We start from the raw sequence: 14,530 nt of genomic DNA, 5'->3' as shown, positions 1-14,530 counted from the left end.
GGAGGGGAGGTCAGGATGCGGCGAGGCCGGCGAATCGCCGCGCGATGCGTGCCATCGAGGCGGCGAAGCCCGGGTGCTCGGGCCGGTTGAGGTGGCCGTGGTCGGTGCCCGGCTCGACGACGACTTCCACGTCGCCACCGGCCTCTCGCAGGGTCGCGGCGAACACGTCGCCCGAGACGCTCAGCTCGTCGATCTCGCTGTTGATCATGAGCGTCGGGGGGAACCCCCGCAGCTCGGTCGCCGACGCGAGGCCCGGGACAGCGGCGATCGGCGCGCCGATCACCGAACCGCCGAGGTAGTTCTCGTACATGTCACGGACGACGTCGGCTCCGAACCGGTCGTGCTCGGGGTGAGCGGCGAGGGCGGCACGCAGCGCCGGGCCGGGGGCCGGCTGCACGGCGAGCAGCGTGGGGTAGGCCAGCACGACGAGGCGGGGCAGGATGCCGTCCGCGCCGAGCAGGCGCAGGGTCGCGCCCGTCGCGAGGTTCGCGCCGGCGCTTGCCCCGCCGATCGCGAGACGCGTCACGCCGAGCTCCTCGGCGTGTGCCGTCGCCCACTCCCAGGCGCGCAGAACGTCGTCGGATGCCGCCGGGTAGCGGTTGCCGCTGCGGTCGTCCGTCTGCTCATCGGCGCCGTCCCAGGTCGGCGGGACCGGGGCGAGGCGGTAGTCGACGGAGAAGACCGTCGTCCCGGCCGCGGCGAGCCCGCGGGCCACGGCATCCGCTTCCGGCATGTCGAGGTCGCCGAACGCGAACCCGCCGCCGTGCATCCACACCAGTCCGGTTCCGTCGGGCTCGGTCGCGCGGTAGAGCCGGATGAGCCCGTCCGCCTCGGAGGTGGGGGAGGACGCGGCCGGGGCGGCGGCGCTCACCGGGCCACCCGCTCTTCCGCCGGCGTCGGGACGTGCCGGCCGTAGCGCTCGAGCTCGATGTCCTCGAGCGACTTGCCCTCGGTGTCCGGTGCCCAGATCGTGCCGATGAGCAGCGCCGCGACGAGCAGGCCGAGGATGATCACGCCCAGTCCGCCGAGGCCGAGTCCCGACAGCAGGACGGGGAAGACGAGGCTCAGGAGGCCGACCATGACGCGGGCGAGCATGAAGAGCACGCCCTGGGCGCTCGCGCGGTAACGGGTGGCGAACAGCTCGGCCGTCCACAGGCCGTAGAACGCCTGTGCCCCGACGCCGGCGGAGACACCCCATGCGACGGCGAAGAACAGCAGCGAGAACAGGCCCGGGGGAGCGTAGATCAGCACGGCCCACGCCACGACGCCGAGCGCCGCACCAGCGAGGTAGAGCCACTTGCGGCGCACCCGGTCGCCGAAGCGCATGAAGCCGAAGAAGGTCGCCGCGGCGGTGAGGCTCCAGACGAGTACCTGCAGCAGGTTCTGCTGCATCGGGTCGTGCAGGCCCGCGGCGTCGTAGACCCGCGGCTGGAAGATGCCGGCCTGGCCGGCGACGGTGTTCCAGAGGCCGTAGACGCCGATGAGGAAGGCGAGAGCGCCCCAGTTCTTCGGCTCTTTGAGCAGGCCGACGATGCCGGAGAAGAACGACGGGCGCTCGCCCGCGACGAGCGCGGCCTCGCGCTGGCTCTTCCACCGGCGCGACTCGGGGAGTCCGCGGCGCACCCACCACGTCACCGCGGCGATGACGAAGAGGTGGAAGAAGATCAGGCGCGAGCCGAGCAGGCCGAGCGGGCCGACGATGACGGCGAGGAGGAACCCGACCGCGGGGCCGATCGACCAGGCGAGCTGCGCCGTGCCCACGTGTGCAGCGCGGTGCTCGTTGGGCGCCTCCTCGGCGATGTAGGTCCACGACGCCGGAACGCCCGCGCCGACCGCGATGCCCATGAGGATGACGCCGACGAGCAGAACCGCGAGGTTCGGCGCGAACGTCACGGCGAGAGCCCCGAGCATGAACACGATCAGGTCGTAGGTGTAGATGAACTTCCGGCCCAGCCGGTCGCACAGCGGGCCGCCGATCGCGGCGCCGATCGCCGCGCCGAAGGCGTTGGCCGACAGGGCGGCGACGATGCCGACGACGCCGTCGTCGAAGCCGAAGGCCTCCTGCCACAGCGTCAGGCTCGTGGCGAGCGCGATGATCGCGCCGGCCTCGATGTAATTCGACATGGCGACGGCGATGGTCGCCTTCCACGCGCTCAGGGGGCGCCGGGTGCGGGTCGTGCTCATGCGCCCCACCCCGCCTGGGTGCCGCCGACGCGGTCGGCTTCGATCTTCTCCTGATAGCCGGATGCCGCGTACGCGGCCATCGGGTCGGCGGGAAGCCCCCGCGACTCGCGCCACTCGGCCAGGGCCGGACGCACGTCGGTGTAGAAGGCGTCCATGAACACCGCCTGCGCCCCGAGCACGTCGTTCGCGGTGCGGGCGGCGGCGAGGGCGTCGGCGTCGATGAGCAATGCGCGGGCGGTCATCTCCTGCACGTTGAGCACCGAGCGGATCTGCCCGGGGATCTTCGCCTCGATGTTGTGGCACTGGTCGAGCATGAAGACCACGTCGGGGTTGTCGAAGCCGCCGCCGCGCAGCACCTCGACGAGGATGCGGAACAGCTGGAACGGGTCGGCCGCGCCCACGATGAGGTCGTCGTCGGCGTAGAAGCGCGAGTTGAAGTCGAACGAGCCGAGCTTGCCGAGGCGCAGCAGCTGCATGACGATGAACTCGATGTTCGTGCCGGGGGCGTGGTGCCCGGTGTCGAGGCACACCATCGCGCGCTCGCCGAGGGCCGCCACCTGCACGTAGCTCGTCCCCCAGTCGGGGACGTCGGTGTGGTAGAACGACGGCTCGAAGAACTTGTACTCCAGCACGAGGCGCTGCTCGCCCGTGAGACGGTCGTAGATCCGCTGCAGCGAGTCGGCCAGGCGGTCCTGGCGTGCGCGCATGTCGTTCTGCCCGGGGTAGTTCGACCCCTCGGCCAGCCAGATCTTCAGGTCGCGCGAGCCCGTGGCATCCATCACGTCGATGCACTCGAGATGGTGGTCGATGGCCTTGCGGCGGATCGCGTCGTCCTCGTGGGTGAGGGCGCCGAACTTGTAGTCCTCGTCCTGGAACGTGTTGGAGTTGATCGTGCCGAGCGAGACACCGAGGTCTTCGGCGTGTCGGCGCAGGGCGCCGAAGTCGTCGACCTTGTCCCACGGGATGTGCAGGGCGACGGCGGGAGCGAGGCCCGTCAGGCGGTTGACCTCGGCGGCATCCGCGATCTTCTCGAATGGATCGCGGGGCGTGCCGGCGGTGGGGAAGACCCGGAACCGGGTGCCGGAGTTGCCGAACGCCCAGCTGGGCAGCTCGATGCCCTGGCGCTCGAGCAGGGCGAAATGGTCGGGGGAGAGGGTGCTCACGATGCGTCGTCGCTTTCGTCGGGGTTTTCGGTGGATGTCGTGGCGGCCGTGTCGGTGACGGCCGCGGCGGTGGTCGCCGCCGCGAGTTGGTCGTGCAGGTTGAAGACCTCGGTCAGGGGTGTGGCGGCCTGGTCGGGGCGGCCCTCGAGCCCGACGAAGAAGCGCGCCATCTCGGCCTCCCAGCGGGCGGCGACGGGCGACGCGGCGAGGTAGGCCTGAGCCGCGGCATCGTCGTCGACCTCGTAGTAGCCGATGAGTCGTCCGCCCTCGCCGAGGAACAGCGAGTAGTTGCGACGGCCGGATGCCGCGATCTCCGCCAGCATCTCGGGCCAGACAGGGGTATGCCGGGCGATGTACTCATCGAGCAGGTCCGGACGGATCTGCAACGAGAAGCAGACCCGGTGGGCAGATGCACTCGTCATCGAGGCTCCTTGGTGAGCGGTTGTGAATCGTTTCACGAGCGTAGCGGGTTGTTCGCGGGAGCACAAACGGCAAGCGCTTACCCACATCCTGCCGTTGCCGTCGTGCTCGCGCTACGGTGGTGTGCATGGCAGTGAGCGTGCGGGATGTCGCGGTCGCGGCATCCGTTTCGGTGGGGACCGTCTCGAACGTCCTCAACAACCCGACGCGCGTGTCGCCCGAGATGGTCGCGCGCGTGCAGCAGGCCATCGCCGATCTGGGATTCGTCCGCAACGATGCGGCGCGGCAGCTGCGGGCCGGGCGGAGCCGATCGATCGGTCTCGTGGTGCTCGACATCGGCAACCCGTTCTTCGCCGAGGTCGCACGGGGCGCGGAGGAGCGTGCGGCCGAGAGCGGCATGGCTGTGCTGCTCAGCACGAGCGACGAGAAGCCCGAGCGCGAGTCGGCGTACCTCGACCTCTTCCGCGAGCAGCGTGTCAACGGCGTGCTCGTGACTCCCGCGAGCGATGACCTCGAACGGCTGCGCGGGCTGCAGGCGGCGGGTGTCCCCGTCGTCCTCGTCGACCGCGAGGTACCCGACGACGTCTTCGCCTCGGTCTCGGTCGACGACGTCGAGGGCGGCTACCTCGCCGTGTCGCACCTCTTGGCGCGCGGGCGCCGGCATATCGCTTTCGTCCGCGGGCCGGTGTCGATCCGTCAGGTCGCCGATCGTCTCGAGGGTGCGCGGCGTGCGGTGGCCGAGGTCGCCGACGCACGGCTGGAGGAGATCGCCGTGCCCGCCCTGTCGGTGCTGCACGGCCGCGCCGCCGGGGAGCAGCTGCGCGAGCGCCGCGGAGAGGACCGCGTCGATGCCGTGTTCGCCGCGAACGATCTGCTCGCCGTCGGCGTGCTGCAGGCCTTCGCGGTCCTCGGGCGCCTGAGGGTGCCCGAGGAGGTCGCCCTGATCGGCTACGACGACATCGACTTCGCGTCGGCCACCGTCGTGCCGCTCAGCTCGATCCGCCAGCCCGCGCACGAGATCGGATACCGCGCCGTCGACCTCCTGTTGCGCGGCCTCGACGATCCCGGCGGCGAGCACGAGCGCCGCGTGCGCTTCCGTCCCGAGCTCGTCGTCCGCGACTCGACCGGCTGAACGGACGCGGCCTCGCGCGGCGAGGGTGCGGGGATGCACGGTGCAGACCCGCTCTGACCGTGCGGGTGCGCGTCCTCGCGCGGCGCTTCAGCCCGGGCGGGCCTACGGGCGTGTGGCCTCTTCGAGCAGCTCCAGGATGTGGCGGTACGAAGATCCGGTCGCGCGCGTCATCCCGAGCTCGCACGTGCGGTTGCACGACGCGTGCGCATCGGCCCCGATCGCGCGAACCTCTGCGGACTCCGCGGCCGTGGCCGCGGCGGTGAGCTCGGGGACCAGCATCCCGCGGTCACCGGCGAAGGCGCAGCATCCCCACGCGTGCGGCACGACGACGTCATCTGCGACCGCCTCGCCGAGCATGCGCAAGGCCGGGTCGAGCCCGAGTTGTGTCGATGAACAGGTCGGGTGCAGGACGAGAGAGCGGATGCCGGGAGCGGGCACCGCGAGCCGAGGCAGCAGCTCGCGCACCGCGAACGCGACGACATCCTCGACCTGCACCGCGATCCCTGCGTCGGCGAGCGCGTGGGTGAAGCCCTCCGTGCAGCTCGACGCGTCGGTGACGATGGTCAGTTCGCCGTCGCGGGTAACGTCGCGCAAGCAGGTGGCGAGACGCTCGAGCATGACGTCACGCCCGCCCGTGAGACCTTTCGAGGTCCAGGGGGTGCTGCAGCAGAGACTGTCGACCCCCGGCGGCACGATCATGCGGATGCCGGCCCTCTCGGCGAGCCGACGGACCGCCTCGGTCACGCCGATTCCCGAGCCGCCCGAGCCGCCGTCGGAGGGGCCGAACATCGTGTTGACGCAGGCGGGAAGGTAGACCGCGGCGGGGTCGCCCGTCGATGCGCCGACCGCGGATCCGAGCCGCGCGCGCGACCGCCCGCCCCCGGGGAGGTCCGGGGTGTAGCGCGGAACCGTCTCACGGCCGAGGATCGCGCGTCCGGCGTCGGTGGCGGCACGCAGCGGAGCCGTCGGCAGGGCGTGAGCGGCGGTCAGGGCGAGCGAAGCGCCCCGCGTCACCGGCCCCCAGGCGCGAGCGGCCACCGACCACGCCGCTTCGACGACGGGGCGATGCCGATTTCCGCGCAGGCGTTTGACGAGGTCGCCGGTATTGATGAGGACGGGGCAGGCGGTCTGACACATGCCGTCGGCGGCGCACGTGTCGACGCCGTCGTAGTCGAAGGCGCGCTCGAGATCGGCGACGAGCTGACTGTCGCCGGCCGCGTCGGCTCGCGCGATCGCCCGCCGCGTCACGATGCGCTGACGCGGCGTGAGCGTGAGGTCCTTGCTGGGGCAGACGGGCTCGCAGTACCCGCACTCCACGCACCGGTCGACCTCGGTCTCGATCGTCTCGGCCAGTTTGATGTCGCGCAGGTGCGCGCGCGGGTCGTCGTCGATGATGACGCCGGGGTTCAGGATGCCGGCGGGGTCGCACGACCGCTTCAGCTGAACCATGACGTCGTAGAGCTCATCGCCGTACTGCCGCCGGACGAAGGGAGCCATGACGCGACCGGTGCCGTGCTCGGCCTTAAGGTTGCCGCCGACGCCCAGGACGAGGTCCACGAGGTCGTCGGTGAAACCCGCGTAGCGTGCGAGCTGGTCATCCGTCTCGAAGCGGTCGGTCAGCATGAAGTGGATGTTGCCGTCCTTCGCGTGGCCGAAGATCACGCTGTCGCGATAGGCGTAGCGATCGAACAGCTCGTGCAGTGTCGCGCACGTCGCGGCGAGTTCGGGCACGGGCACGACGATGTCCTCGAGCAGCGCGGTCGTACCGCTCGGTCGCGCTCCGGCCACGGAAGCGTAGAGGCCCTTGCGGAGCCTCCACGCGGAGGCGCGGGCGGTGGCATCGCGCGAGAGTCGAGCCGGAGTCACGAGGCGGGAATCGCTCAGCGCGCGCGAGCCGGCCGACACGAGGGCGTCGAGTGCGTCTGCCTCCGACGCCTGGTACTCCACGAGGAGGGCGGCATGCTCGGCGACCTCGAAGCCGGTGATCGCCGCAGGTGCGTCGGCGACTCCCTGCCCGACGCGGATGCTCGTGGCATCCATCAGCTCGAGGGTCGCGGCTCCCGTGGCGACGAGCGCGGGGAGTGCTCCCGTGGCGGCGGCAAGGCTCGGGAAGACGGCGAGGGTCGTTGCTGCGTGGGCTCGGACGGGTACCGTGCGGAAGGTCGCCTCGGCGACGAAGGCGAGGGTGCCTTCACTGCCGATCACGAGTCGCGAGAGGAGCTCCGCGGGAGATGCGTGATCGAGGAATGCATTGACGCCGTAGCCCATCGTGTTCTTCATCGCGAACATCTTCTGGATGCGGCGCACGCTCTCGGGATCGCCCGTGACTCGCCGGCGCAGACCCCGGAGGGCGGCGACGAGATCCGGTTCCGCAGCGGCGAGAGCTGCATCGGCGTCGGGGGCGGCGGTGTCGACAATGGTTCCCGACGGAAGCACCAGCACCATGCTCTCCAGAGTGCGGTAGGTGTTCTCGCTCGTGCCGCAGGCCATTCCGCTCGAGTTGTTGCTGACGACGCCGCCGATCGTGCAGGCGGCCTCGCTCGCGGGATCGGGTCCGAGCCGGCGGCCGAACCGGGCGAGTCGAGCGTTGACCTGACGGACGGTCGCGCCGGGCTGGCACCGTACGCGCCGGCCGTCGTCGAGCACGTCGACCCGGCGGAATCCGCGGCGCACATCGAGCAGCAGCCCGTCACCCGATGCCTGGCCCGACAGGCTCGTGCCGCCGGAGCGGAAGGTGACCGGCGTGCGCATCCGGGTCGCGACTTGAAGCAGGCGGGCGACCGAAGGGGCGTCGATGGCCGCGGCGACGGCGCGCGGCGTCACGAGCACATGCGACGCGTCAGCTGCCAGAGCAACCCGGTCGATCGGGCGCGTAGAGACCCCGCCGTCGACTGATGGGCCCGCGAGGGCGGCGGCGAGCTCGGCGACGACGCCGTCGTCGAAGGCGGGTGCGAGCGAGGTGGTCGCCATTCTGAGCCTCTTTCGATAGCCTGACATCACATTCACAACAGAATGGATATTCATTATGCGACAGCGTACTCTCGGCCGTACCGGCATCCCCGTGGACGCCGTCACTGTCGGCACCTCGTCACTGGGCCGGGGAACGATCGCCGGGTCGGCGGGGGAGACTGCCGCGGTGGCGACCGCGCTCGCATTCCTCGCCGGCCCGTTCGCCGTCATCGATACGGCCAACGAGTACGCAGGCGGGCGGAGCGAGACGGTTCTCGGTCTCGCGCGGGCGGCAGCGGCGTCGGAACCGGTCGCGCGCGTCTTCACGAAAGTCGATCGAGACCCCGAGACCGGCCGATTCGACCGCGACAGGGTCATGCGCTCGTTCGAGGAGAGCTGCGAGCGGCTCGGCGTCGATACGGTCGACGTCCTGCACCTGCACGACCCGTACAGCGTCACGTTCTCGGACGCCATGTCTGCGGGCGGCGCGGTCGAGGCGCTTCGCGAACTGCGCGACGCCGGACGGGCGTCCGCGATCGGGATCGCGGCCGGGCCGATCCCGCTCATGACCGCGTACGCCGACACGGGGGCGTTCGATGTGCTTCTCTCTCACAACCGCTTCACGCTGGTCGACCGATCGGCGCAGCCCCTGTTCGAGCTGGCGCGCGCCCGCGGCATGGGGGTGTTCAACGCCGCGCCCTTCGGTGCCGGCGTCCTCGCGACGGGCGCTCGCCCCGGCGCCTCCTACGGCTACCGCCCCGCCGGCGCCGAACTCATCGCGTGGGTCGGCCGCGTCGAGCGGATCTGCGCCGACTTCGGCGTCTCGCTGCAGGCCACGGCGCTGCAGTTCTCGCTCCGTTCGCCGCTCGTGGACTCCACGGTGGTGGGGGTGTCCTCGGCGCACCGGCTCGACGAGCTCGTCGAGCTCGCCCGCACCCCCGTGCCTGACGAGGTCTGGCCCCGGATCGAGGAAGAGGGTCCGGCCCCGACGACGATCGACGATGGCGAGGCAACCGCATGAGGTACTGGGAGAGCACCCGACCCGGCGCAGGACGGCGCTCGCCGCGGGCGCACGCCATCAGCGACGCCCGTGTTCTGAATCTCTCGGGAACGTGGCGCTTCCGGCTCGCGCCCACCGCGGCCGGAACGGGCGAGGCCTTCATCGAGGCCGATTTCGATGCGTCGGGCTGGGACGAGATCAGCGTGCCCTCCCACTGGGTTCTCGAGAACGTGACACCGCTGGCCGGTGGACCGGCGCGATCGCTCCTCGGCACCGACGAGGGACCGCTCTACACGAACACCGCGTACCCCATCCCGCTCGACCCGCCGCGTGTGAGCACGGAGAACCCGACCGGGGATTATCGACTCGAGTTCGATGTTCCGGCCGGTTTCGGGGCAGCCGCCCTGCGATTCCAGGGCGTCGACTCGTGCGCGAAGGTGTGGCTGAACGGGCGCGAGCTCGGCTGGTCGACCGGCAGCCGCCTCCCCTTCGAGTTCGACGCACCGGTGACGGCGGGGCGCAACGTGCTCGCGGTTCGCGTGCACCGGTGGTCGAGCGGCACCTACCTCGAGGATCAGGACATGTGGTGGCTGCCCGGGATCTTCCGCGAGGTCGAGCTGATTGCGCGGCCGGTCGGCGCGATCGACGATCACACCGTCTCTGCCGACTACGACGCGACAACGGGCATGGGCACACTCCGTGTCGCCGCATCGGTGCCCGCGACGGTCGAGATACCGGAACTGGGGATCCGGATGCCCGCGGGCGAGACGGCGACGGTCGCGGTGGCGCCGTGGAGCGCCGACAGTCCGCGGCTGTACCGCGGCACGCTCAGCACGGCAGGGGAGAAGGTGGAGCTGGCGATCGGGTTCCGGACGGTCGCGATCGTCGACGGCGTCTTCACGGTCAACGGTCGCGCGGTCACCTTCCGCGGTGTCAACCGGCACGAGCACCACCCGCGCACCGGCCGGACGCTCGACCGCGAGACGATGCTGCGCGACATCCTGATGATGAAGCAGGCCAACGTCGATGCCGTCCGCACGAGCCACTACCCGCCGCATCCGGATTTCCTGCGTCTGTGCGACGAGTACGGTCTCTGGGTCGTGGCGGAGTGCGATCTCGAGACCCACGGTTTCATCTACGCCGGCTGGGATGGCAACCCGCCCGCCGACCCGGCGTGGCGCGAGGCGCTGATGGACCGGCTGCGTCGAACGGTCGAACGCGACAAGAATCATCCGAGCATCGTGGTCTGGTCGCTCGCGAATGAAAGCTGGGTGGGCGAGACGTTCGGTGAGATGCGGCGATGGCTCGACGAACGAGACTCGTCACGAGCCGTGCTCTACGAGCGCGATCCGAGCTACCGCGACTCCGACTTCTACGCGCTGATGTATCCCTCTCTCGATCTGCTCGAGCAGATCGGCCGGCGCGAAGAGCCCCGCGGCGGCCGGCTCGGAATGCACGGGATCGTCTTCGACGGGTCTGCCCCGCCTGACCCGGTCCCGACGGGATCAGCGCCGGGGACGGTGAGCGACGCCGATGACGAACGCCGCCGCGGCCTGCCGTTCCTGCTCGTGGAGTATGCCCACGCGCAGGGCAACGGCCCGGGCTCGCTGTCGGACTACTGGCGGATCATCCGGGCGCACGAGCGTCTGTGCGGGGCGTTCGTGTGGGAGTGGATCGACCACGGGTTCGCCCTCGTCGCCGGCGACGGTTCCGAGCAGATCATGCACGGCGACGACGTCGCCTACGAGCCGCGCGGCGGACGCTTCGGGCTGCACGGCCTGGTCTTCAGCGACCGGAAGCCGACTCCGGGGCTGGTCGAGCTCGCCAAGGCGCACGAGCCGTTCCTGATCACGATCGACGACGATGGCGTAGAGATCGCGAACCGACGACACAGCGCAGACACGTCCGACGTCCGCTGGCGATGGACCCTTGCGGAAGACGGCGTCACGGTGGCCTGGTCGGACGTCGACGTGGCGCCGATCCGTGCCGGCGAGCGCGCACGGTTCTCGCTTCCGGCCGGGGCGCGAGCGGACGGTCGCGGCCCCACGGGGCAGCGGCGCGTACTGACCGTCGAGGCGGTCCTCGCCGCCGACGCACCGTGGGCGCTCGCGGGGCACGTCCTCGCCTGGTCGCAGTCGGAGGTGGACGCGGGGTGCATGGCAGCGGGGGTGGCATCGGCACCCCGTACCGAGCGACCGGCCCCGGCCCCCGCGCCACCGGTCGGGGTCTCGGAGAGCATCCTCCGGCTCGGCCCCGGCGAGTTCGACGCCGACACCGGGCGGTTGCGGCGTCTGGGCTCGCTCGAGCTCGCCGGGCCGATGCTCGACCTGCATCGCGCGCCGACCGAGAACGATCACGGGCAGGGAGAGATGAACAACATCGCTGCGGTGTGGGCAAAGACGGGAATGGACCGGATGCTGCACCGTATCGACTCGGTGGACGTCACTGACGCGGTGATCTCGGTGACGGGTCGTACGGCGCCGGCGGCGCACCCGCACGCTGCGCGATGGACCATGTCGTGGCGTCACGACGGCCACGATGCGAGTGCTCTGCGGCTCGACGTCGTCGTCGACTTCGAAGGTCCGTGGGCGGACACGCCGTACCAGCACCGCGACATCTGGGTGCCGCGGGTGGGTCTGCTCTTCGCCCTCCCGGGGGACGCCCACCGGGTGGAGTGGTTCGGACGGGGGCCCGGTGAGACCTACCGCGACTCGTTCGAAGGGTCGCGGATCGGTCGGTGGCAGTCGACCGTCGACGCCCTGCAGACCCCGTATCCGGTTCCGCAGGAGAACGGCAATCACGTGGAGACCCGCTGGTTGCGGGTGTCGGGGGATCGCATGCCGGATCTCCGCGTCGACGGCCTCCCGGAATTCGACTTCACCGCTCGGCGGTGGACCTCACTCGACCTGCAGCACGCGCAGAAGCCGCACGAGCTGCAGGACAGCGGTCGGGTGTGGCTGAACCTCGATGCCGGTCAGCAGGGCATCGGATCGGCCTCCGTCGGGCCGGCGCTGCCCGAGCGTTACCGGATGCCGCGGGAGCGGACGCGGTGGTCGCTGCGGCTGTCCGCGGACTGAGCCGCCGCGGCCACGGGTCAGTCGGCGAGCGCCCGGACACGCTCGAAGAGATCGTCGTCTCCCACTTGGCCGCCCTTGAGCAGCAACTCCAACCCGTCGACCGTCGGATCGTCGGCGTGGGCGCGCAACAGCACGATGTTGCTCCACGGGTTCGCGGCGAGCGACAGTGAACGCGCGCCCAGGAGACCGGTGACGCGGCTCGATGTGTCGCCGCCGCACACGACGACCCGCCGTGTCGCACCAGACCGTGCCGCGCGGAGCACGACGGATGCCGAGGCCGCTGCGATCGCCTCGAGCAGGGCATCCCCGGTGCCCGTGCCGAAGGATGACGCGTCTGCACCGACGGCGTCGTCCGAGGTCAGCACGACGCTCCGGCCCGATGCGAGCGCCGAGAGCACGTCGTCGATCGTGTCGGTCGCCCCGAGGCCGAGTGGCCGTACCAGCCATCCCGCGGTGGCGGCCGCGTCGGCCTGGCGCCGAGTAGCAGGTGATCTGCTGCCCGAGACGACGAGCACCGGGCCGGTCTCGCTCGATGTCGTCGGAATCGGTCGAGCGGCGTGCCGTCCCGCGGCGCTCAGCCCCCAGCTGAGGCCTCCCGACCCGATTGCGAACACCGGGCCGTCGGCCGATGCCGCGAGCTGCGCGATCGCCGCCCCGACGACCTCGAGGTGGGCGGAGTCGAGCGCGTCGAGGACGAGGGCGGCTGCCCGGCTACCGGCGATGGCCGCCGCCAGGTCTCGGGACGAGGTGTACGAGGGGAACGCGAGCGAGGCGATCGGCAGGTCGGTCTGCCGCCCGAGGTGAAGCGCGAGGTCCGATTCCGACATGGGCGTCGCGGGGTGGGCCGACATCGTCGGCTGGCGGTCGAGCCGGTAGACGATGCCGCGCTCGGCTGCGAAGTGATGGCCGAACGCGGTGTACCGACCGAAGTCCGGCTGGGCGAACAGCATCGGGATCGGCAGAGGTGCGCCGGCGGCACCCGTGACGATCGAGCGCCCGACCTCGATCACCCGGCCGAGGCTGCCGATCTCCGGCGACGAGTCCGCGGTCGAGCAGGCTTTGTACTGCAGGAGGGCGGGGCGCAATGACGCCAGTCGCGTGAGCGCCGGACGCAACTCGGTCTCGAGTTCGTCCGGGGGTAGCGATCGCGCTATGCCGGCGATGCCGACGACCTCGCTCGCGGCTGCGGCGTCTGCGAGGTCGGCGAGCGGGGGCGTGCCGACGAACAGTCGGCCGGTCCGCCCGTTGCGCGCGTACTGCAGCAGGGCGTCGACGCTGCCGGTGAAATCGTCGCCGTAGAACGCAGCGGCGATCGGTGCGGGGGCCGGTGGGGGGAGAGTGTCAGACACGAACGGGGCCGAACCTCTCTGCTGCTCTCCGGAGGGCCGGCGACGAGGCGAACGCGGCATCAACCGACTCGCCGCGCTCGGCCGAGGCCCACGCTTCTCGCATGCTCGCGACCCCCGCGGCTGCGCCGTCGGGGTGGCCGTGGATTCCTCCACCGGACAGTACCAGGAGGTCGGTCGTGCCTACCGCCGCGTAGGTCGCGTGCGCCAGACCCGCCCACTGCCCGGAGGAGAGCACGGGGACCGTCGGGGTGAGACCGAGGAGCGGCGTGCGTACCGCCGCGATGGCGTCGAGCACCTCGGCGTCGGTCTCGTAGAACTTGTTGCTGATGCCGTTGGTGTGCAGGTGGTCCGCGCCCGAGAGGCGCGCGAGCTGCTGCCACGCCCGGAAGGCGATTCCGATCTGATCACTGCGCGCGATCGCCCCGAGCATCGCACGGTGGCCGTGGATCGGCACCTCCGCATGGGTGCGCAGAAACTCCAGTCCCGCAAGACCGACCATGTTGATGCACGCCATCACGCACGTGCCGCCGTGGCTGACGACGAGGTCGTGGTTGGCCTCGAGCCGGCCGATGTCGTCGGTGATGTTGAAGGCGTACATCGGCTTGCGCCCGGTGCGGTCGGCGTAGCGCTCGAGAACCGGCATGACCGCCTTCACGCGGGCTTCGAGAGGCGTATAGGGGTTGTTCCCCTGCAGTTCGTCGTCCTTGATGAAGTCGATGCCTGCCTCCGCGAGCTCGCCCACGACCTCGGCGAGCTCGCCGAGGGGGAGGCCGATGCTCGGCTTGATGATCGTCCCGATCATCGCCCCCGAGGGGCGGCCGACGAGCGCGCGCGTGCCGGTCACCCCGAACTGCGGTCCGGCGTAGCGCACGGCGAAGGCGGGCGGCAGGTCGAGGTCGACGAGCCGGATGGTCGCCAGCTCCTTCAACTCGAACAGGTTCCCGGCCACAGCGGCGAGGAGGTTCGGCAACGACGGTCCGAAGTTGTCGAGGGGGAAGCGCAGCCGCAACCGCGCCCGGCGCCGCGTAGCGGGATCGCCGATGGTGCCCGGGAGGGCGCCGGAGCCGACGAGGGAAAGCTCTTCGAGACTCTCGACCTGCGCGGCGAAACGGGCCCGTACGTCGTTGGATTCGCGTTCCACGCGCACGAACGTGCCCGTCGACTGTTCACCCGCGAGCACCTCGGCCGCGCGTTCGAGGGGGAGAGAGGTCTCGATGATGTACGTCGCGATGACGGATGCCGTGGTCATCGCCGCA

Annotated in this window: 10 protein-coding genes; 3 read left to right on the top strand and 7 right to left on the bottom strand. The window is 70.9% G+C overall.

The window, feature by feature from the left end; all coding sequences use genetic code 11:
• Positions 1-10 precede the first annotated feature (10 nt).
• Genes C3481_RS07075 through C3481_RS07060 form a run of 4 tightly spaced genes read right to left on the bottom strand, consistent with a single transcriptional unit; the run spans position 11 to position 3,769 of the window.
• On the bottom strand, positions 11-871 hold the full coding sequence (locus tag C3481_RS07075) for an alpha/beta hydrolase (RefSeq protein ID WP_258039045.1): 861 nt from the start codon (positions 869-871) through the stop codon (positions 11-13).
• Complete coding sequence (locus C3481_RS07070; protein WP_219817642.1) at positions 868-2,184, bottom strand: MFS transporter; 1,317 nt, start codon at positions 2,182-2,184, stop codon at positions 868-870. The genes C3481_RS07075 and C3481_RS07070 overlap by 4 nt, the downstream gene beginning before the upstream one ends.
• Positions 2,181-3,347: an L-rhamnose isomerase gene (rhaI, locus tag C3481_RS07065; protein ID WP_064956290.1), complete on the bottom strand. Its 1,167-nt coding sequence runs from the start codon at positions 3,345-3,347 to the stop codon at positions 2,181-2,183. Before rhaI ends, C3481_RS07070 begins: the two co-directional genes overlap by 4 nt.
• The gene (locus tag C3481_RS07060) at positions 3,344-3,769 is read right to left on the bottom strand and encodes an L-rhamnose mutarotase (RefSeq protein WP_023952587.1); all 426 of its coding nucleotides are present in this window, start codon (positions 3,767-3,769) and stop codon (positions 3,344-3,346) included. The genes rhaI and C3481_RS07060 overlap by 4 nt, the downstream gene beginning before the upstream one ends.
• A 125-nt stretch (positions 3,770-3,894) precedes the next feature.
• Between C3481_RS07060 and C3481_RS07055 the strand changes: the two genes are divergently transcribed.
• Complete coding sequence (locus tag C3481_RS07055) at positions 3,895-4,899, top strand: LacI family DNA-binding transcriptional regulator (RefSeq protein WP_103841381.1); 1,005 nt, start codon at positions 3,895-3,897, stop codon at positions 4,897-4,899.
• A gap of 102 nt (positions 4,900-5,001) precedes the next feature.
• Here C3481_RS07055 and C3481_RS07050 read toward each other — a convergent pair whose 3' ends face one another.
• Entirely contained in the window at positions 5,002-7,869 is a 2,868-nt protein-coding gene (locus C3481_RS07050; protein ID WP_103841379.1) for an FAD-binding and (Fe-S)-binding domain-containing protein, read from the bottom strand.
• 55 nt (positions 7,870-7,924) lie between these two features.
• Here C3481_RS07050 and C3481_RS07045 point away from each other — a divergent pair, with 55 nt between their 5' ends.
• Positions 7,925-8,869 (top strand): aldo/keto reductase, encoded by a 945-nt coding sequence (locus C3481_RS07045; protein ID WP_103841377.1) that lies wholly within the window; start codon positions 7,925-7,927, stop codon positions 8,867-8,869.
• Positions 8,866-11,925: a glycoside hydrolase family 2 TIM barrel-domain containing protein gene (locus C3481_RS07040; RefSeq protein ID WP_103841375.1), complete on the top strand. Its 3,060-nt coding sequence runs from the start codon at positions 8,866-8,868 to the stop codon at positions 11,923-11,925. Before C3481_RS07045 ends, C3481_RS07040 begins: the two co-directional genes overlap by 4 nt.
• A gap of 17 nt (positions 11,926-11,942) precedes the next feature.
• Here the strand turns inward: C3481_RS07040 and C3481_RS07035 are convergent, their stop codons facing one another.
• Together C3481_RS07035 and C3481_RS07030 are read right to left on the bottom strand one after the other, a co-directional pair.
• Entirely contained in the window at positions 11,943-13,274 is a 1,332-nt protein-coding gene (locus tag C3481_RS07035; protein WP_258039044.1) for a four-carbon acid sugar kinase family protein, read from the bottom strand.
• Complete coding sequence (locus C3481_RS07030; RefSeq protein WP_103841371.1) at positions 13,267-14,523, bottom strand: RuBisCO large subunit C-terminal-like domain-containing protein; 1,257 nt, start codon at positions 14,521-14,523, stop codon at positions 13,267-13,269. Before C3481_RS07030 ends, C3481_RS07035 begins: the two co-directional genes overlap by 8 nt.
• Positions 14,524-14,530: the final 7 nt, after the last annotated feature.

The sequence above is a fragment of the Microbacterium sp. Ru50 genome, from assembly GCF_002920555.1.
In the GTDB taxonomy this organism is placed as follows: Bacteria; Actinomycetota; Actinomycetes; order Actinomycetales; family Microbacteriaceae; genus Microbacterium; species Microbacterium arborescens.
Note: the sequence above shows the minus strand (reverse complement) of the source record. Positions and strands in the feature narration are given on the sequence as shown.